The organism is Mesorhizobium sp. USDA 3734, assembly GCF_056279665.1.
The window spans coordinates 2,236,106-2,255,202 of the sequence record NZ_JBWCCW010000001.1 but is presented as its reverse complement, the minus strand read 5'-3'; the positions used below and the strand labels follow the sequence as shown (position 1 = coordinate 2,255,202).

The following is a 19,097-nucleotide window of genomic DNA, read 5'->3' as shown; positions in this document are numbered from 1 at the left end:
TACCCGCATCCGCGTGTCGATAAAGAGGCAATTCATCCAGTGTTGCGCGATCCCTGATGATCTGAAACAAATCCTCGCAAAGCGGAGAATTCGGATGTCTGGGAAGAACTGGGATCGCGTGCCGATCGATGCGCAAAGTATCGACGCTCCGCTATCGCTTTCGGCGGTCTTTCTTGTCGTCACCGTCGCCAGCGAGCAGAGCGCGCTCGCCAAGGTCGCATCGGTGCTCGGCGAACTCGACGACCTGGTCAAAAATGTCGGGTTCCGCGACCTTGGCGGCCGCCTGTCGTGCATCGCCGGCATCGGCCGCGATCTCTGGGACCGTCTAAGTCCCGGCCGGCGGCCGCTGGAGCTAAAACCGTTCGCGCCGATCAAAGGCGCGGTCCATTCGGCGCCGTCGACGCCGGGCGACCTTCTCTTCCACATCCGCTCTGAACGCCCCGACATGTGCTTCGAGTTCGAGCGCATCCTGCTCGACAGGCTCGGTTCCGGCGTCACTGTTGTCGACGAAGTGACGGGCTTTCGCTATTTCGATGCCCGTGACCTACTCGGTTTTGTCGACGGCACCGCCAACCCGACCGGCCTCGATTTGCCCGCCTCGGCACTCATCGGCGATGAAGATGCCGACTTCGCCGGCGGCAGCTATGTCGTCGCCCAGAAATATCTGCACGACATGCAGGCCTGGGCGCGCATTCCGACGCCCGAGCAGGAAGCGATCATCGGACGCACCAAGATCGACAACATCGAAATCGACGATGACGACGCGCCGCGCAAATCGCACAAGTCGCTGGCCACCATCGAGGATGCCGATGGCAACGAATACGACATATTGCGCGACAACATGCCCTTTGGCCGGCCGGGGCAGCAGGAGTTCGGCACCTACTTTATCGGCTATTCCAGGTATCTCTGGGTGATCGAGAAGATGCTGCAGCGAATGTACATCGGTGAGCCGCCGGGCGCTTACGACCGCCTGCTTGATTTCTCGACGCCGCACACCGGCACGACGTTCTTCGCGCCAACCCGCCCCATGCTGCAGGCACTTGTTAAGGCCGCGCAGGAGGAGCCTACGGCCGCGCGGTAGGTAGGTGTCCTCAACGGTTTTAGCCCGCGATCACCGAGAACTCAGCGTGCGTCACGCTTTGCCTGCGCCACCTTGGCCGCCTTGCGCTGCCTGCCAAGCTCCATCGGTCGGACAAGGTCCTGCGCCCTCAGGTTTGCCACCGACCGCATCCCCTTGCGCGCGGTGCGCGAATTGAAAGCGGGGCCTTCCGAGGCGGCCCCTCGCTTCATGGCAAACGCCTTGCGCGCGTTTTCGATCAGCGAAACGCTGGCCGCCAGCTGTCGGCGCCGCTCGGCCTCGCCATTCAGCCGCCGCATTGCCATGGCCAGCATCGCAAGCTTCAGCTGCGAGCCGCCATCGGTTTTTGAGGCGGCAGCTCCTTTCGGCGCGCCCTTGCCGCGTATTTCACGGCGACGGCGATGCGCTTCGGTCTGTGCCTTGTCGCGCCGCTCCCGCAACAGCTTGACCAGACCCGCAAGATCGGCGTCGGAAAGCTCCTGTACCGCCGGATGGTGCGATTTCTCCACCAGTTCCTGTTCGTCGGCGCTCAGCGCACGCGCCTCTTCCTTGCGTGAAATCGCCATGACACTTTTCCTCCGCTGGCACGCCTGTTGGCTTCAGGCCATTGCACGAGCCTCTGCCCCAAAACCGCGGCGGTCAAGAATAGCCCTGCTGACGATGCCCCCAGATGGGTCGAATACCGGGCCGATCAGCGCGTGCATCGGCTGCGCAGATAGGCGCAGACCAGCTCGATGAGTTCCGCTCGCAATGCCGGCGAATCGAGCTCGCCATGTCGTGCCGCGGCATGCACGACCCCTTCGACCGCGCCCGACAGCACACGTCCGGCAATTCCGTCGCGCTCAGGATCGGGCTTGCCCGAGGTCGATGAAATCACGGCCTGGTAGCGGCGCAGATACTCCGCCTCGAACTGATCCTGCATCGAGCGGGCGGCAAGCGGCACCTCGTCGAGCAAGACGCGATGCAACTCCTGATCGACGCTGTGGGCGGCGGCGACGCCGTCGATCAACTTCGCCACGCGCTGCTTGAGCGTGGCCGCCCCCTCACGCTCATCCGAAACGGATATGGCCGCGAGCACAGCGTCGAGATGGCGTTTGCGGATTTCTTCCGCCAGCGCCAGCTTGTTGGGGAAATACTGATAGATCGAGCCGACGCTGACCCCGGCGGCCGAAGCCGTCTCATTGGTGGTGAAATGCGCCCAACCCCGCCGGGCCAGAACGCGAGTCGCAGCCTCGACAATCGTATCCACGGTCGCACGGGAACGCTGCTGCCGTGGCGCTTTGCGCACGCTTCCATGCTTTGAGGGAACGCGAGTAGCCATATCAGGGCTTTTTTCACCAAAATGCGGGTGTCCGCTCACATTTATCGAGCCAAGCCTGCCACGCAAGTCAATGAGAGGCCATCATGAGCAGCAAGACACTGCTTCTATCCCTGTTCCGCTACAAATCCTGGGCGGATGATGAACTCCTTGCTCTGCTGGCCGAGATCGAAAACGAGACAACCGAGGAGCAGCTTGGCGCGATCCTTGAGACCGTCAATCACCGCATGTCGTCGACAGGATCTTTGCGTCGAACCTCCAGAAGGAGAAGCACGCCTATCGGGACACGGGCACGCGCAACACACCGACGCTCGCGGGGCTGTCCGAGGCGATCACCGAAACCGACCGGTGGTACCTCCGCTATGTCGAACGGGTGGAACCAGAGGAACTGGCGGAGACGATCCCCTTTACCTTTACCGATGGCGCCCCCGGACAGATGTCACGCGAGGAGATGCTGGCGCATGTCATCACTCATGGCGGCTATCATCGTGGCGAGGTCGGGCGCATGGTGACCCAATTGTCGAAGCCATCGTCGCCCGACACCTTCACTGGCTTTCTCCACCAAGCCGAGCCAGCACGCCGGGCACCAGTGTAATCAGAGATTTCAAGACATTGGAGATGCCGGCTTCGTGCCGGTACCTTCATTGCTGCGGCGGGATGATCCCTACCCCATTGCTGGCAATATCTTGCCCGGGTTCATTATGTCCAGGGGATCGAGCGCCTGCTTGATCGTGCGCATGATGTCGACGCCGTGGCCGAGCTCGTGGCGCAGGAAGCCGATCTTGCCTTGCCCTATGCCGTGCTCTCCGGTGCAGGTGCCGTCCATGGCGATCGCCCGCATGTTGAGACGCGCTACGAATTTTTCCGACAGCGCGATCTCCTTGGGATCGTCTACGTCCATCAGCACCAGCACGTGAAAATTGCCGTCGCCGGCGTGGCCGACGATCGGCGCGATCAGGCCCATCTCGGCGATGTCGGCTTCGGTTTCCAGGACGCATTCGGCAAAGCGCGAAATCGGCACGCAGACATCGGTCGACAGCCCCTTGGCGCCCGGCCGCAGCGTCAGCGACGACCAATAGGCGTCGTGCCTGGCCTTCCACAGTTTCGTGCGCTCCTCGGCAACGCTGGTCCACAGGAACGGTCCGCCGCCATTTTCCTCCGCGATCATGCCGAAGGTCTCGGCCTGCTCTGCCACGCCGGCATCGCTGCCGTGGAACTCGACGAACAGGCACGGGCTCTCGGGATAATCGAGCTTCGAATAATTCTTCATCGCTCGCATCTGCAACGCGTTGACCAGTTCAATGCGCGCCACCGGAATGCCCATCTGGATCGTCGCGATGACCGCGTTGCAGGCCGCCTCGACGCTTGGAAACGGGCAGACGCCGCCGGAGATCGCTTGCGGGATGCCTTGCAGCTTCAGCGTCAGCGACGTGATGATGCCGAGCGTGCCTTCCGAGCCGACCAGCAGCCGCGTCAGATCGTAGCCGGCCGAGCTCTTTTTCGCGCGCTTGCCGGTCGTCACCGTCTCGCCGTCGGCCATCACGGCCGTCAGCGACAGCACGTTCTCGCGCATCGTGCCGTAGCGCACCGCGTTGGTACCGGACGCCCGTGTCGCCGCCATGCCGCCAAGCGAGGCATTGGCACCCGGATCGATCGGAAAGAACAGACCGGTGTCGCGCAGATGCCGGTTCAAATCCTCGCGGGTGACGCCGGGTTCGACCGTGCAGTCGAGATCCTGCGGATTGACCGCCAGGATGCGGTTCATGCGCGATGTATCGACCGATATGCCGCCGCCCGGCGCGTTGGTATGGCCCTCCAGCGAGGAGCCGACGCCGAAGGCGATGACCGGCACGCGGTGCGCGGCACAGGCCCGCACGATCTCCTGCACCTCGGCGGTCGTCTCGGGAAAGGCGACGCCGTCCGGCGCCTGCGTCGGAATATAGGTGGTGGTGTGCGCGTGCTGGGAGCGGATGGCCTGGCCGGTCTGGAAGCGCTCGCCAAGCTGTTGCTTGAGGATGCCGAGCACCGCCGCGATGCCTTCCTCGTTGCGTTCGACCGGGTTGAGGTCGCTCAGAGCCATGAATTCCTCCGCGAATGGACCAGCGCCCACGCTTGTTATGCAGCTATGGATGCCTAAAGCAATTCCAGGAAAAGTGTGAAGCGGTTTTCCGTCCGGAATTGCGTCAAACAAAGAGAGAGCGGTTCAGCGTTTCCATGAAACGATGAACCGATCTAGTCTCACCAGCCACGCTCTGTCCAGCGCCAGAACAAGGAAGTTTCGATGCCCATCCCCGCCCCCTTCGTCTCCAAACCCATGGATATCGAGAAGGACTGGATCGATTACAACGGCCATCTCAACATGGCCTACTACAACGTGCTGTTCGACCGCTGCTCGGACGAAGCCTTCGAGGCGATGGGCCTGGGGCTGGATTACGTGAAGGAGCGGCGGCTCACGATTTACACCGCCGAGATCCATGTCTGCTACGTCCAGGAACTGCATCTGGATCACAAGGTCCGCATCTCCCTCCAGCTCATCGACCATGACGACAAGCGGCTGCGGACCTACCAGGAAATCCGCCATGTCGACGGCTGGCTCGCCGCCACCTCCGAGACCCTGTCCCTGCATGTCGACATGTCCGGGCCGAAGGTCGCGCCCTTCCCCGCCGATGTGCTTGCCAAGATCGAAGCCATGCGTGCCGCCCATTCGGCACTGCCGATGCCGGAGCGCGCCGGCCGTTCGATCGGGATTCGTCGCAAGACCGCTTGAAGCGACTCGGCGCTCGCGTTAACCTTACCGAGGTTTTAACGGGAACAAGCCATTTGAGCCGTTGCGCGACTCAGCGGGTCGGTCGAAAACGATCTGCACCGAGGTAGCGACACGGGCGGCGGGGCGAAGCCGGTTCGAGGAACGTGCATGAAAACCGACATCAAGGTCGAGGTGGACAGGCTGGCCGCCGATCCGCGCATAACCGACTATGATTTCTGGCGTTCCCTCAAGAACGTCAACAACGAGATTTTCCACATCGCCAACAACAACGAGCCGATCCCGTTCGACATGATCCGCTGGCGCGCCATCCTGAAGCAGGCGCGCATGAAGCGCGGCCACGCTTAAAACCCTGGAACCGACATCTCCTACACCAAGCCTGCCCCCTTGCATCAAGCCTGGCGCTTGATGGCCCCCAGGGCCGAGCGCGCCACCACCGGCGACGACTGGATAATGGCCGTGTTGGTCATCGCGTAGGGAATGATCCGGTCGATCACCCGTTCGAGTTCGGCCACCGAGCCGACATGCGCCAGCGCAATGAAACAGTCCTCGCCGGTCACCCGGTCGCATTGCGCGATCTCCGGCAGCTCGCGGATGATTTCGGCCACCACCGCCAATTGCCCCGGCACCGGCCGAATGCGCAGCCATGCCGATAGCGGCAGGCCGAGTGCCGCGGGGTTGATCCTGATCGAATAGGCCTCGATGACGCCGCTTTCCTGCAGCCGCTTGATGCGCTCGGCCACGCTCGGCGCCGACAGGCCGACCGAGCGCGCAAGCTCCGCCATGCTGATGCGCGCGTCCTTCTCCAGCAGGCGTAGGATCTTCATGTCCGCGGCATCGAGGTCGGCACTTTCAGTTCGAAGGCGTTTCATCGAAAACTCCTTTCTTCCGGGAAGAAGATAGCCGAAAGAACCAAACATCATCCATATAAACAGGCAAACCTGCCTGCGATACTGATCCGATGGATGATCAAACGCAAGCTCTCGTGGCGATCCCTGCCCTTGGCAACCCCACCCTCGGCAGGCTGACGGAAAAACTGCCGCCGCATGTCTGGTTCGGCGTCAGCGCCGTCTTCCACTATCTCGGGCCGGCCTTCGCCGTGCTGCTTTTCCCGCATGTCGGCGTGCTCGGCATGGCATGGCTGCGCATCGCCACCGCAGCGCTGATCTTCGCGCCGCTGACCCGTCCATGGCGAACCTTCGCTCGCGCCGATGGCTCGACGCGGCTGCTGTTGCTGGCCCTCGGCGCCTGCCTGGCGGTGATGAACTGTTCGTTCTATCTGGCGCTTGACCGCCTGCCGATCTCGCTGGTGGCGGCGATCGAATTCGTCGGCACCATCGGCGTCGCGGTGATCGGCCTCAGGAGCCCGCGCAATCTCGCCGCCCTTGCCGTTGCCGTCACCGGCACCTTGCTGCTCATCGACGTCAAATGGTCTGATGATCCCATCGGGCTGTTCTGGGCCTTCCTCAACGGCGCGCTGTTTGTTGGCTACATCGTGCTCGGCCACCGCATCGCCGCTTCAGGCGCCGGCGGCGGCATCGCAAGCCTTGGCGCCGCCATGGCCATCGCCTTCGTCGTCGTGCTGCCGATCGGCTTCACCGATGCGCTGCCTGCCTTTTTCTCGCCGCCGCTGCTGCTCGCCGCCATCGGCGTCGGCATCTGTTCATCGGTTATTCCCTACATCTGCGACCAGCTCGCCATGTCGCGGCTACCACGCGCGAGCTTCGCCCTGATGCTATCGCTGCTACCAGTCACCGCGACGCTGATCGGCGTCGTCGTGCTGCATCAGATTCCGAGTTTCGCCGATTGCCTCGGCATTACTATGGTGGTCGCAGGCGTCGCTTTCCACAAGCCGGCATCACAGATTAGGCCGTAGAAAAGCCTTTTGTTTTCAGATCTTTTGCAAGGGTCGGGCGCCAATCCTCGACAGCGAAGAACCTGCGAAAAGACCGCTCAAGATTGAACCAATTCCGCATCTGAGCCGTTGTCCCCCACGAAAACGGCTTGGAGTGACAAGATGGATTGGAAAAGAACCAGGGAGCCGGCCGACGCATGGCACATGACGGACGATCTGCATGCCGAACACGGCAAGGGAGATCCGTTCGCGGCAGCCATTCGCGCCACCCGCATGTCGATGATCATCACCGATCCCCGACAACAGGACAATCCGATCGTCTTTGCCAATGACGCGTTCCTGCGGCTGACCGGCTATGAGCGGCACGAGGTCATGGGCAAGAATTGCCGCTTCCTGCAGGGGCCAAGAACTGACAAGTCCGTGATCGCCAAGCTGCGCGCGGCGATCGACGACCGAACCGACGTCAGCATCGATATTCTGAACTACCGCAAGGACGGTTCCACCTTCTGGAACGCGCTCTACATCAGCCCGGTTTCCAACGACAAAGGCGAATTGCAGTTCTTTTTCGCCTCGCAACTCGATGTCTCGGACCGCAAGCGCTCAGAGCATCGCATCACGGCCGACAAGGATCGCTTCGAGAAGGCGGTGAAAGAACGCACCAGCGAACTCGAAGCAGCACTCGAAACGCAGACCACCTTGCTGCATGAGGTCGACCATCGCGTGAAGAACAATCTGCAGATGATCTCGTCACTGATCGTCATGCAGAGCCGAACCATAAAGGATGAAGCGACGAAGCAATCGCTGACCACCATGCTGGAGCGCATCGAAGCGCTGAGCACCGTGCATCGCCGCCTTTACCAGTCGAAGGATGTCAGCCGATTCGACGTCTCGGATTTCGCCAAGGATCTCGTGACCGATCTGCTGACGGCGTCGGGGCGCTCCGGAATCAAGTCGAAACTCGAACTCGAACCCATTGTGATTTCAGCGGAAAAGGCGACGCCTGTCGCGCTGATGGTAAATGAACTCGTCACCAATGCCTTGAAGCACGCTTTCAAGGAAGGGCCGGACGGAACGATGGCAGGCCGCATCGGGATCAAGATGAGTCAGCCCGACGGCCACTTTAACATCGAAGTGTCAGACGATGGCGTCGGCATGGCCGACGCCAGTGGCGACGCGTCTTTCGGCATGCGGCTGATCAAGTCTCTGGCCCGTCAGCTGCGTGCCGACATCGAATGGCGCGACGCCGGCCCCGGCACCAGGGTCGTGATCTCGATGCCCAACGAACCGCAGCAAAAAGGGAATGTGTCATGATTGAACCGCTCAAGGTACTGATCGTCGAGGACGAAGCGCTGCTGGCAATGGAATTGGAAAGCCTTGTCGAGGAGGCCGGCCACAGCGTCGTCGGCTGGGCAACCTCCTCGGCCGAAGCAAAGAGCATGGTGGACTCGACGGATGCCGATATCGCCTTTGTCGACATCCATTTGACCGATGGCCCGACTGGCGTCGAGGTGGCCGAGTATATCGGCGAGAAGAAGAACTCGATGGTCGTGTTCATGACCGCCAATCCGAAGCGCATTCCCGATCATTTCGCCGGCGCGATAGGGGTCATTGCCAAGCCTTACACGATGAACGGGCTGAGCTCGGCTTTGCGCTATCTGCAGGAGGGTGTGCGCCGCCCGCCCCCCACCTCGGTGCGGCCAGCCGGCTTCACCCTATCGCCGGCCTTCGAAACCGTCTGGGCATCCTCGACCGCCTGACGGCTACTTCAACTTCTCCTTGAAGAAGGCGATCGTGCGTCCCCAGGCGAGGTCGGCCGCCTTCTTGTCGTAGCGTGCCGCCGACGTATCGTTGTTGAAGGCGTGGTTGGCGCCTTCATAGACATAGACCGTGTATTGGACATGCGCCGCATCGAGCTCCTTCTTGAAGGCGTCGATGCCGGCATTGGTGCGCTCGTCCAGCCCGGCATAGTGCAGCAGCAATGCGGCCTTGATGTCAGGCACATCGGCGGCCTTCGGCTGCATGCCGTAATAGGCAACGCCGGCACTGAGATCGGGCGCGTCGACGGCCAGCATGTTGACCGTGCCGCCGCCCCAGCAAAAACCCACGGCGCCGACCTTGCCGTTGCCGTCCTTGTTGCCTTTGAGGAAGGCGACCGTTGCCACGGCGTTCGCGGCGGTCTGCGTGGGATCGAGCTTGGCGAACATGTCGCGCGCCTTGTCTTCATCGGCTGGCGTGCCGCCGAGCGGCGACAGAAAATCCGGCGCCAGAGCCACGAACCCTTCCAGCGCCACGCGTCGCGCCACATCGCGGATATGCGGGTTGAGGCCTCTGTTCTCATGCACGACGATGACCGTGCCGAGCTTACCCGCCTGGTCTGCCGGCTTGACCAGATAACCCTTCATCTCGCCGCTGCCGCCGGGATAGCTGATGTCCTCGCACTTCACCCGCGGATCATTGTCGGCGACGATTGCCGCTTGCGCGGAATTTGCCGCCAGCAGCGGCGCGATCGCGGCCGCCGCCGCGCCTGATCCGGCAAGCCGGGTCAGTTGCTCCATGAATCGGCGGCGATCGAGCGTCAGATGCGTATATTCGTCATAAGCTTCGATCATCGCTTGGGTGACGGCAGGCTTGGTGTTGGCGTCCGGTTTCGTCATGGATGTGCTCCTCGGCTTCGAGCTTCGATACCTGAGCTACATAGAGACCCAGCCGCCATGATCCAGTCGAGCATTTGTCACGGCCGTGGATCGTCTCGTGGCGTACAGGCGGCCCCGCCGGCCCGGCAAAGCCGGCGCCACAGGCGCCCATGTCATCACTTTTTAGTCATCCCCGACAAATCCTGCTGGCACTGCCACAATAGTGAGGGAAGCTGCCGGCTATCGATGGCGCCTTGGACCAGGTGCCTTCACGTCCCGACCCAGAAGGAGCGATGCCGATGACCATGCCTTTCCCGATCCTCGCCAGCGCGGTCGTCCTCGCCGCCGCTGCTGCTCTTGCATTACGCTCGATGGTCGTGAGTGCGGACAGAGGATCATTGGTCAAGGTCCGCAGTGACCCGAACCGCCGTACAAACACAAAAACTCAAGGGTTGAGGTGAGATCATGAACGTCCAGGACATCGTCAACACCGTCTCGCAAAAAGCGGGCCTCGACCAGGCGACGACGGAAAAAGTCGTCGGCACCATTTTCTCGGTGCTCGAACACGAGGCGGAAGGCACCAGCGCCTCGGCTTTCTTCGCCAAGATCCCCGGCGCCGACGATCTCGCCCACCAATATGACGTCATGGCCGCCCCTCCGGCCGGCGGCGGTGGCGGCTTCCTGTCATCGCTGCAGGGCGCGCTTGGCGGCGTTCTCGGCGAGAAGGCCGGCGCGCTGATCAACGGCGTCGCCGCGCTCAAGGCCTCCGGCCTCGATATGGCGCAGATCCAGAAGGCCGGCGCGACGCTGATCCAGCAGGCCGAAGCGGCCGCCGGCCCCGAACTGACCAACGAAGTGCTCGGCTCGGTGCCCAGCCTGAAGAGCCATCTGGGGCTTGGCTAGGACGGCACGGCCAGTCCGCCCCTACTTCCCCTACTTCGGCAGCGCGTAGGCCATCACATAATCCCCCGGCTTGGTGCCGACCGAACCGTGGCCGCCGGCAACGATGACAACGAACTGGCGTCCGTCGGCGACCGTATAGGTCATCGGCGTCGATTGCCCGCCGGCCGGCAGCCGCGCCTGCCACAGCTGCTTGCCGGATGTCAGCTCATAGGCGCGCAGATAGTCGTCGACCGCCGCACCCAGGAAGGCGACACCGCCGGCGGTGATCATCGGCCCGCCAATGCCCGGCACCCCGACCTTCAGCGGCAGCGGCAGCGGCGTCATATCGTAGACGGTGCCGTTGCGATGCTTGTAGGCGATCTTGCCGGTCCTGAGATCAGCGCCCGCGACATAGCCCCAGGGCGGCGCCTGGCAAGGAATGCCGAGCGGCGACAGGAACGGTCCCATCACCACCGCATAGGGCGCGCCCTCGTTGCGGTTCAGTCCCTGCTCGCTGCCGCGACCCTCGTCCGGCGGCGGCACCTGGTCGCGCGGAATGAGCTGCGACTTGAAGGCCAGATAGGTCGGCATGCCGAACAGCACCTGCCGGACCGGGTCGACAGCGACACCACCCCAGTTGAAGGTGCCAAAATTGCCGGGATAGATCAGCGAGCCCTGGACGGAAGGCGGCGTGTAGCGACCCTCATAGCGCAGGCCCTGGAATTCGATCCGGCATGCCAACTGGTCGAACATGGTGAGGCCCCACATGTCGGCGCCGGTGAGCGGCTTCGGCATGAAGGTAAGATCGGAGACCGGCTGCGTCGGCGATGTGTGGTCGCCCTCGATGGCGCCGCCGGGCGCCGACACTTCGTTGACCGCAATGACCGGCTCGCCGGTGCGCCGGTCGAGCACATAGAGGTCGCCCTGCTTGGTCGGCCCGACCAGCGCCGGCACCACGGTGCCGTCGGCTTTGGTGATGTCGATCAGGCTCGGCTGCGCCGGCACGTCCATGTCCCAGAGGTCGTGGTGTACGGTCTGCCGCACCCAGCGCAATTGCCCGGTGTTGAGGTCGAGCGCGGTGATCGACGACGAGAACTTCTCGACATTGGCGCTGCGCCCCGCGCCGAGCTGATCCGGCGTCTGGTTGCCGAGCGGCACGTAGAGCAGGCCGAGCTTCTCGTCGGCGCTCGGCGTCGACCACATGTTGGGCGAATTGGCGGTGTAGGTCTGGCCGGCCGCCAGCGGCGTCGTCTGGTCCGGATTGCCGGAATCCCAGTTCCACACCAGTGCGCCGGTGGCGGCGTCGTAGGCGCGGATGACGCCGGACGGCTCCTGCGTCGAATAATTGTCGTTGACCGCGCCGCCGACGATGATCTTGCCGCCCGATATCAGCGGTGCCGAGGTCGAGTAATAATAGCCCGACTTCGGATAGGGCATGTTGGTCAGGAGGTTCAGCGTGCCGCCCTCGGCGAAGGCCGGGCAGACCTGCCCGTTGGCGGCGTCGAGCGCGATCAGCCGCGCATCCGAGGTCGGCAGGTAGACGCGGGTCGCGCAGGGCTGCCCGGCGGCGATTGCCGTATCGGCATAATAGGACACGCCGCGGCAGGTCTGGTGCTGGCGGTCCTTGTCGAGCTTGATCTTGGGATCGTAGCGCCATTTCTCCTTGCCGCTCGCCGCGTCGATGGCGATGGCGAAATTGTGCGGCGTGCAGATGTAGAGCGTGTCGCCGATCTTCAGCGGCGTCACCTGGTAGGTGGTCTCACCGACGTCGTCCGGTCCCTTCACGTCGCCGGTGCGGTAGGTCCAGGCCGGCTGTAGCTTGGCGACATTGTCCGGCGTGATCTGGTCGAGCGGCGAATAGCGCTGGCCGAACTGCGTGCGGCCGTAATAGTGCCACTCGCCGGCCGGCACATCGTTACCGAGATTGGCGTTGGCGATCACCTTGTCGGTGGGGAGTTCGCCGGCGATGTCCTTCGGATCGGCTGTCATCGAATAACCGGCGACGGCAAGCGATGCGAGCACGGCAAGGATCATCGGCGCGCGCGCGTCAGGGCCGACAAGACCCCGCCTCGCCCACGGCGTCAGCAGCCACAGCGCCACCAGCACGATGATGCCGCCGCGGGGCCCAAGTTCCCACCAGTCGAAGCCGATTTCCCAGACGGCCCAGGCCAGCGTGCCGAACACGATCGCCGCGTAGAGCCACAGCGCGGTGGACCGGCGTCGGTAGAGCAGCCAGGCGGCGATCAGGAAGGCGAGACCGGTGATGATGTAATACCAGCTGCCGCCCAGCATCGCGAGACGGATACCACCGCCGCCGAGCGCCAGACCGATGAGCAAGAGAATGAGGGAGGTGATGGTGACAGCCAAGATGATACTCCTTCGACTGTTGCGCGCTCTCGCGGCGCGGCCATGGGCAACCCGGCGTTACCTTCCTGCCCCTGGACACAACTTTCTCCTGCCTGCCGCGCCTGTCAAGTTGGCCACACGCCAAGGTGGCAATCCATCTTGCCTGTATCGGGGTTTTCCAGCAGTCTGCCTCGGATCATCTCGCCTCTGGAGCAAGCAAAATGACGTCATTCGTTCCGCCGCTGACGCGATTGGCGCTTGCCCTCTGCTGCCTTGTCTCTCTCAGCGTGGCCGCGCCGGCGCAGACGCTTCGTGAGATCAACAAGGCGAACGGCTTTCACGAGATGCTGACGGGTATTGGTCCGGGTTTCAGCGCAGCCGTGAAATCGGCACCGGAAGCGCCGCCTCAAAAGGTCCAGGACGCGCTGGCAGTGGCCATGGAAGGGGCGTTTGACGCAAACAAGATGGAGGCAGCCATCGAATCGCGAATGGCGGACAAGCTGTCGGCCAAAGACCTGTCCGACCTGACCTCATTCTATGCATCGCCGCTCGGCAAACAGGTCACGGCGCTGGAAATCCAGGCCTCCACCCCGCAAGAGAGGGAACGCAAGAAGATCGAAGGCCCTAGAATCCTCGGCGACCTTCGGTCCAGGGATCCGGCCCGGCTCGACCTCTACAAGAAGCTGGTCGACGATCTCAATGCCGTCGACACCGGAGAAGCCGTCGCCTTGAACATGGGCTATACGATGCTTTCCGAGATGCTGGGAGCGGCCGGAAAGGCTCTGCCCGACGACCAGATCATGGCCCTGCTGCGTCAGCGATCCGAAGGGCTTCGCCGAGACATCGAAAAGGATGTCATGGACTCCGTAGCCTATATTTACCGGGATCTGCCGCTTGACGATCTCAAACTTTATGAGGCTTTCCTGGCGTCACCCGCCGGCAGCCGCTATTACGACCAGATGCAGGTCGCCCTCGGCGCGGTGATGACCGATGAGGCGCGCTCGTTCGGACATCGGTTTTTCGTCGCCCTCGGCTACCGCAAGGCCTGAACCGCGATATCAGGCACTTTACCGGAACAAAACGTAGACACTTCTGGTCTTTCGCTCCCGAATCACTACATTCGGGGCAATGTCCGGCTTTTCCGAAGACATGCCCTTTTTCGACGAACCCAATGCGCGGCCCTCGGCCCCGTCGGGCATTGCCGCGCGCGCCATGGCTGCCCGCAGCGGCCACAACAACGCACCCGACTATCTCAAGGGCCTCAACCCGGAACAGCGGCTAGCTGTTGAAACAACGGAAGGTCCGGTTCTGGTGCTGGCCGGCGCCGGCACCGGCAAGACCCGGGTGCTGACCACCCGCATCGCCCACATCCTCGCCACCGGCAAGGCCTTCCCGTCGCAGATCCTGGCAGTGACCTTCACCAACAAGGCCGCGCGCGAGATGAAGACCCGCATCGGCGTCCTGATCGGCGAAGGCAATGTCGAGGGCATGCCATGGCTCGGCACCTTCCACTCGATTGGAGTGAAGCTGCTTCGCAGACATGCCGAACTCGCCGGCTTGAGATCCGATTTCACCATCCTCGACACCGACGATGTCGTGAGGCTGATCAAGCAGCTGATCCAGGCCGAAGGGCTCGACGACAAGCGCTGGCCGGCCAAGCAGTTCGCCCAGATGATCGACGGCTGGAAGAACAAGGGGCAAGGTCCGGCCGACATCGCCGAGGGCGATGCCCGCGCCTTCGCCAACGGCAAGGGCCGTGAACTCTACAAGGCCTATCAGGAGCGGCTGAAGACGCTGAACGCCTGCGACTTCGGCGACCTTCTGTGCCACCCGATCCGCATCTTCCGCGACAATCCGGATGTGCTGAAGGAATACCACAAGCGCTTCAAATACATCCTCGTCGACGAGTATCAGGACACCAACACCGCCCAGTACATGTGGCTGCGGCTGTTGGCGCAAAGGCCAAGTGCGCCACAACCGCCAAGTGAGCCACAACCGCCAAGAAGTGGCGCTCCAGGTGGCCTCGTTCCAAATCCTAGCCCGTCCAGGACTCCTGATCGAACTGAGCCGGGCAGCTACAAACCTGCGGCCTCAAAAGATGATCCTTCAGAAGAAGATAACTACGTTAGACCAAACACCTCCTACGGCCGGGATGTTCTGGCCGAAGGCCGCAAGCCCGACCGGGCGTCCGAGCCGTTGCGAGGCCCGCGCGGAGGGCCCGCGCCGGCAGGCGCGGAACAGCCCGTGAGCGGAAACAAAGTCAACATCTGCTGCGTCGGCGACGACGACCAGTCGATCTATGGCTGGCGCGGCGCCGAGATCGACAACATCCTGCGCTTCGACAAGGATTTTCCGGGCGCCACCATCATCCGCCTGGAGCGCAACTACCGCTCGACCGCACACATCCTTGGCGCTGCTTCCCACCTCATCGCCCACAATGAGGGCCGCTTCGGCAAGACGCTGTTCACCGACCGCAACGATCCCGAGGATGGCAAGGTGCATGTCCACGCCGCCTGGGATTCCGAGGAGGAAGCCCGCGCCGTCGGCGAAACCATCGAGACCTACCAGCGGCAAAAGCACAATCTCAACGACATGGCGATCCTGGTCCGCGCCTCCTTCCAGATGCGCGAGTTCGAGGACCGCTTCGTCACGCTCGGCCTCAACTACCGCGTCATCGGCGGCCCGCGCTTCTACGAGCGCATGGAAATCCGCGATGCGCTCGCCTTTTTCCGCGTCGTCGCGCAAGGCGCCGACGACCTCGCCTTCGAGCGCATCGTCAATGTGCCCAAGCGCGGGCTGGGTGAAGCCACCATCCGCCAGATCCACGACACGGCCCGTGCGCTGCGCATCCCGATGCTGGAGGCCGCCGCCAAGCTGGCCGAAAGCGACGAGTTGAAGCCGAAGCCGCGCGCCGCCTTGCGCGAAGTGGCGGCCAATTTCGAACGCTGGCAGAAGGCGCTGGAAACCACGCCGCACACCGAACTCGCCGAGACCATTCTCGAAGAGAGCGGCTACACCGACATGTGGAAGAACGACCGCTCGGTCGAAGCGCCCGGCCGGCTGGAGAACCTGAAAGAGCTGATCCGCTCGATGGAGGAGTACGAGTCGCTGCGCTCCTTCCTCGAGCATGTCGCACTCGTCATGGACGCCGAGCAGAATGCCGGGCTCGACGCCGTCAGCATCATGACGCTGCATTCGGCCAAGGGCCTCGAATTCGAGACGGTCTTCCTGCCCGGCTGGGAGGAAGGCCTGTTCCCGCATCAGCGCGCGCTCGATGAAGGCGGCCGCTCCGGGCTGGAGGAAGAGCGCCGCCTGGCCTATGTCGGCCTGACGCGGGCCAAGAAGAACCTGCATCTGTGGTTCGTCTCCAACCGCCGCATCCATGGCCTATGGCAGTCGACCATCCCGTCGCGTTTTCTCGACGAATTGCCGGAAGCCCATGTCGAGGTCGCCGAAAGCGGCAACTCCTATGGCGGCTACGGCAATTCCTATGGCGGCGGTTCTTTTGCCTCCGGCCGCGGCGGCCAGGGCGCAGGACGACAGAACCCCTATGGCGCCTCGCGCTTCGACAATGTCGGCGCCGACACCGAAAAGTCAGGCGCCTTCTCCAACACCTATGCGACGCCAGGCTGGCAGCGCGCGCAGGCCAACCGCACCGAGGCGACCGACCGCAACTGGGGCTCGCGCTCCGGCCATCAGGTCGAGCGCATCGGCTATGGCGAGACGGACAGCGGCTACGGCGCCGGCCGCACCTCGGTCAAGGGCCGCACCATCGACGGCGAACTGGTTGCCAAATCCGTCGCCGACAAGCCGTCCGCCTTCAACGTCGGCGACCGCGTCTTCCACCAGAAATTCGGCAACGGCAACATATCAGCCATCGAAGGCAACAAGCTCACCATCGACTTCGACAAGGCCGGCCAGAAACGCGTGCTGGACGGGTTCGTCGCGGCGGTGTGAAACCCACTTTTGTCCTACAAGCGACCGCCTTGTGTATACGTCTACTCTGACGATACGATCATCACTTCAACATCCGACATATCCAGTAGTGGGATCATTTCTCTGACGGAAGCCCCCCACCTTCGTCATCCACGGGCGGAGCAGGAGCGAAGCGACGTCGCGGAGACCCGAGGATCCATGCCGCGACCTTCGCCCAGGAATGCAGCGGAGCAGAATTCTGCACCGGAGCGGTACTTTTAAGTCGCGGCATGGATCCTCGGGTCTGCGCTGCGTCGCTACGCTCCTTGCTTCGCCCGTGGATGACGAAACGATGGGCGTCTGCGCCAATCGTCAAGGCACGCGGTCCGCCAACGAAAAACCCCTCACCGATACCGCGCCTGGTTCCATTTATGTCCCAGCAGCGACAGGATGATGATCAGCCCGTTGAAGAACTGCACATAGAAGCCGCTCAACCCTGCCGCGACGACGCCAGTCTGGATGAAGGACACGGTGACGGCGCCGATCGCGCCGCCCACCACCGTGCCGATGCCGCCCCAGGTCGGCGTGCCGCCGACGAACACCGAGGCCAGCACCGGCAGGAGATAGCCGTCGCCGGCGGTCGGCCACCAGGTGAAGTTGATCATCACCGAGAAGGTGCCGGCGATCGCGGCACCAATGCCGACGAAGACGAACACTTTCACCCGCACGCGCTTGACGTCGATGCCCATCTGCTGGGCGCTGTCGGGGTTGTCGCCGACCACCCTGACCTGCGCGCCGAAGCGGTGGCGGTTGTAGAGCATCGCCGACAGCACGACGAAGGCGATGGCCCAGAAAATCTGCACCGGGATGCCCAGGAGCTGGCTGGAGAAGATCGTGTAGGCCCAGCTGTCGCTGAGGCCGGTCAGCGCCATCGACTTGCCTTCGTTGATGATCTGGATCAGGCCGCGCAGCAGGAAATTCATGCCGAGCGTGGCGATCAGCGACGACAGCCCGCCATAGACGACCAGCGACCCGACCAGGAAGCCGAGCAGCATGCCGGTGATGAGCGCCGCGACGATGCCGAGGAACGGATCGTAGCCGGCCTGCACCACCAGCGCGAACACCCAGGAGGCAAAACCCATCGTCGCCGGAAACGATAGGTCGATCTCGCCGCAGGTGACGACGAAGACCAGCGGCACCACCACGAACAGCGCAACGGGGAGCGTGGTCAGCACCGAGCGGTAGAGATACCAGGTGGTGAAGACGGTCGGGTTGGCGATCAGGAACACCGCCATCATGACGATGAACACGCCGAGCGTGCCAAGCGAAGCGCGGTTGTCGAGGACGAAGCCGCGCATCCAGTGATCGGATGGGTGCTTCCACTCCTTCTGGGGGCTGGGGCGGGGAATGCCGGCGGACGGCTCGTGCAGATCCGGTTCCATGGTCTTGCTCATCGTGCTCTGTGCTCCGCGTCGCCGGCGTCATGCAGCCCAGCCAATCCGCCCGGATGCGCGACGTCTTCCATGAAGTTGATGAGATCCTCGGCCGACTTGACCTCCGTGCGATCGGCGGTCAGCGCCACCTTGCCGCGGTCCATCACCACGAAGCGGTCGGCAATGTCGAAGACATGGTGGATGTTGTGGCCGATGAACAGGATCGAGCGGCCGCTCGCCCGCACCTGGCGCACGAAGTGGAAGACCTTGGCGGTCTCGGTCAGCGACAGCGCGGTCGTCGGTTCGTCGAGGACGATCAGCTCTGCCTGCTTGTAGATGGCGCGCGCGATCGCCACGCCCTGGCGCTCGCCGCCCGACAACTGGCCGACGATCGACTGCGGCGTGAACACTTTCGAGGTGAAGCCGATCTCGCGCATCAGCCGGCTCGCCTCCTCGATCTCCTTGTTAACCCTGAGAAAGCCCATGAAGCCGGTCAGTTCGCGGCCCATGAAGATGTTGCGCACGATGGTCTGCTGCACGGCCAGCGCCCGATCCTGAAACACCGTCTCGATGCCGGCATCGCGCGAGCGTGCCGCACTCCAGCCGGTCACCGGCTTGCCGCGCACCAGGATCTCGCCGCTGGTCGGCTTGACCACGCCGGACAGGATCTTGATCAGCGTCGACTTGCCGGCGCCATTGTCGCCGATCAGGCCGACCACCTCGCCGCGGTCGACGCTGAGATTGACCCTGCCCAGCGCATAGACCTGACCGTAGGATTTGCTGATGTCGCGCAGTTCGATGATGCGTTCGACCATGGCGATCCTCGCTAGAGCAATTCCAGGAAAGTTTCGGCTGCCGGCCGGTCTCCCGGCC

19 protein-coding genes are annotated in these 19,097 nt (G+C 63.2%); 11 read left to right on the top strand and 8 right to left on the bottom strand.

The genetic code is table 11. The features are described from left to right. Positions 1-94 precede the first annotated feature (94 nt). Entirely contained in the window at positions 95-1,081 is a 987-nt protein-coding gene (locus tag ACZ89F_RS10735; RefSeq protein WP_476091716.1) for a Dyp-type peroxidase, read from the top strand. A 41-nt stretch (positions 1,082-1,122) separates the two neighbouring features. Here the strand turns inward: ACZ89F_RS10735 and ACZ89F_RS10730 are convergent, their stop codons facing one another. Both ACZ89F_RS10730 and ACZ89F_RS10725 read right to left on the bottom strand, forming a co-directional pair. Beyond that, positions 1,123-1,644: a hypothetical protein gene (locus ACZ89F_RS10730; RefSeq protein WP_476091714.1), complete on the bottom strand. Its 522-nt coding sequence runs from the start codon at positions 1,642-1,644 to the stop codon at positions 1,123-1,125. 125 nt (positions 1,645-1,769) lie between these two features. Continuing rightward, positions 1,770-2,366: a TetR/AcrR family transcriptional regulator gene (locus ACZ89F_RS10725; RefSeq protein ID WP_476091712.1), complete on the bottom strand. Its 597-nt coding sequence runs from the start codon at positions 2,364-2,366 to the stop codon at positions 1,770-1,772. Between the two features lie 271 nt (positions 2,367-2,637). On the opposite strand from ACZ89F_RS10725, the gene ACZ89F_RS10720 reads away from it, so the two are divergent. Beyond that, on the top strand, positions 2,638-2,991 hold the full coding sequence (locus ACZ89F_RS10720) for a DinB family protein (RefSeq protein WP_476097259.1): 354 nt from the start codon (positions 2,638-2,640) through the stop codon (positions 2,989-2,991). Positions 2,992-3,060: 69 nt separating this feature from the next. On the opposite strand, the gene ACZ89F_RS10715 is transcribed toward ACZ89F_RS10720, so the two are convergent. Beyond that, a complete protein-coding gene (locus tag ACZ89F_RS10715) occupies positions 3,061-4,476 on the bottom strand; it encodes an FAD-binding oxidoreductase (RefSeq protein ID WP_476091710.1) in 1,416 nt (471 codons plus the stop codon). A gap of 201 nt (positions 4,477-4,677) precedes the next feature. Between ACZ89F_RS10715 and ACZ89F_RS10710 the strand changes: the two genes are divergently transcribed. Next, positions 4,678-5,163, top strand: a complete 486-nt coding sequence (locus ACZ89F_RS10710; RefSeq protein ID WP_476091708.1) for a thioesterase family protein — start codon at positions 4,678-4,680, stop codon at positions 5,161-5,163. Positions 5,164-5,310: 147 nt separating this feature from the next. Further along, a complete protein-coding gene (locus ACZ89F_RS10705; RefSeq protein WP_013531006.1) occupies positions 5,311-5,508 on the top strand; it encodes a hypothetical protein in 198 nt (65 codons plus the stop codon). 44 nt (positions 5,509-5,552) lie between these two features. On the opposite strand, the gene ACZ89F_RS10700 is transcribed toward ACZ89F_RS10705, so the two are convergent. Further along, entirely contained in the window at positions 5,553-6,032 is a 480-nt protein-coding gene (locus ACZ89F_RS10700; protein ID WP_476091706.1) for an Lrp/AsnC family transcriptional regulator, read from the bottom strand. Positions 6,033-6,121: 89 nt separating this feature from the next. On the opposite strand from ACZ89F_RS10700, the gene ACZ89F_RS10695 reads away from it, so the two are divergent. The 3 genes from ACZ89F_RS10695 (at position 6,122) to ACZ89F_RS10685 (ending at position 8,772) form a co-directional block, all read left to right on the top strand. Beyond that, on the top strand, positions 6,122-7,036 hold the full coding sequence (locus ACZ89F_RS10695) for an EamA family transporter (RefSeq protein ID WP_476091704.1): 915 nt from the start codon (positions 6,122-6,124) through the stop codon (positions 7,034-7,036). A gap of 141 nt (positions 7,037-7,177) precedes the next feature. Further along, positions 7,178-8,326 (top strand): histidine kinase dimerization/phosphoacceptor domain -containing protein, encoded by a 1,149-nt coding sequence (locus ACZ89F_RS10690; protein WP_476091702.1) that lies wholly within the window; start codon positions 7,178-7,180, stop codon positions 8,324-8,326. Beyond that, positions 8,323-8,772 (top strand): response regulator, encoded by a 450-nt coding sequence (locus ACZ89F_RS10685; RefSeq protein WP_476091700.1) that lies wholly within the window; start codon positions 8,323-8,325, stop codon positions 8,770-8,772. Before ACZ89F_RS10690 ends, ACZ89F_RS10685 begins: the two co-directional genes overlap by 4 nt. 3 nt (positions 8,773-8,775) lie before the next feature. Here ACZ89F_RS10685 and ACZ89F_RS10680 read toward each other — a convergent pair whose 3' ends face one another. After that, the gene (locus ACZ89F_RS10680; RefSeq protein ID WP_476091698.1) at positions 8,776-9,669 is read right to left on the bottom strand and encodes a dienelactone hydrolase family protein; all 894 of its coding nucleotides are present in this window, start codon (positions 9,667-9,669) and stop codon (positions 8,776-8,778) included. Positions 9,670-9,947: 278 nt separating this feature from the next. Here ACZ89F_RS10680 and ACZ89F_RS10675 point away from each other — a divergent pair, with 278 nt between their 5' ends. Together ACZ89F_RS10675 and ACZ89F_RS10670 are read left to right on the top strand one after the other, a co-directional pair. Further along, positions 9,948-10,109, top strand: a complete 162-nt coding sequence (locus ACZ89F_RS10675) for a hypothetical protein (RefSeq protein ID WP_476091696.1) — start codon at positions 9,948-9,950, stop codon at positions 10,107-10,109. A 4-nt stretch (positions 10,110-10,113) separates the two neighbouring features. Continuing rightward, a complete protein-coding gene (locus ACZ89F_RS10670; protein ID WP_476091694.1) occupies positions 10,114-10,551 on the top strand; it encodes a hypothetical protein in 438 nt (145 codons plus the stop codon). 30 nt (positions 10,552-10,581) lie between these two features. Here the strand turns inward: ACZ89F_RS10670 and ACZ89F_RS10665 are convergent, their stop codons facing one another. After that, positions 10,582-12,897, bottom strand: coding sequence for a glucose/quinate/shikimate family membrane-bound PQQ-dependent dehydrogenase (locus tag ACZ89F_RS10665; protein ID WP_476091692.1), 2,316 nt, complete (start codon positions 12,895-12,897; stop codon positions 10,582-10,584). Positions 12,898-13,097: 200 nt separating this feature from the next. Between ACZ89F_RS10665 and ACZ89F_RS10660 the strand changes: the two genes are divergently transcribed. Together ACZ89F_RS10660 and ACZ89F_RS10655 are read left to right on the top strand one after the other, a co-directional pair. Then, complete coding sequence (locus ACZ89F_RS10660) at positions 13,098-13,925, top strand: DUF2059 domain-containing protein (protein WP_476091690.1); 828 nt, start codon at positions 13,098-13,100, stop codon at positions 13,923-13,925. A gap of 79 nt (positions 13,926-14,004) precedes the next feature. Beyond that, entirely contained in the window at positions 14,005-16,833 is a 2,829-nt protein-coding gene (locus ACZ89F_RS10655; protein WP_476091688.1) for an ATP-dependent helicase, read from the top strand. Between the two features lie 362 nt (positions 16,834-17,195). On the opposite strand, the gene ACZ89F_RS10650 is transcribed toward ACZ89F_RS10655, so the two are convergent. Continuing rightward, positions 17,196-18,245 (bottom strand): ABC transporter permease, encoded by a 1,050-nt coding sequence (locus ACZ89F_RS10650; protein ID WP_476091686.1) that lies wholly within the window; start codon positions 18,243-18,245, stop codon positions 17,196-17,198. Continuing rightward, the gene (locus tag ACZ89F_RS10645; protein WP_476091684.1) at positions 18,242-19,039 is read right to left on the bottom strand and encodes an ATP-binding cassette domain-containing protein; all 798 of its coding nucleotides are present in this window, start codon (positions 19,037-19,039) and stop codon (positions 18,242-18,244) included. The genes ACZ89F_RS10650 and ACZ89F_RS10645 overlap by 4 nt, the downstream gene beginning before the upstream one ends. Positions 19,040-19,097: the final 58 nt, after the last annotated feature.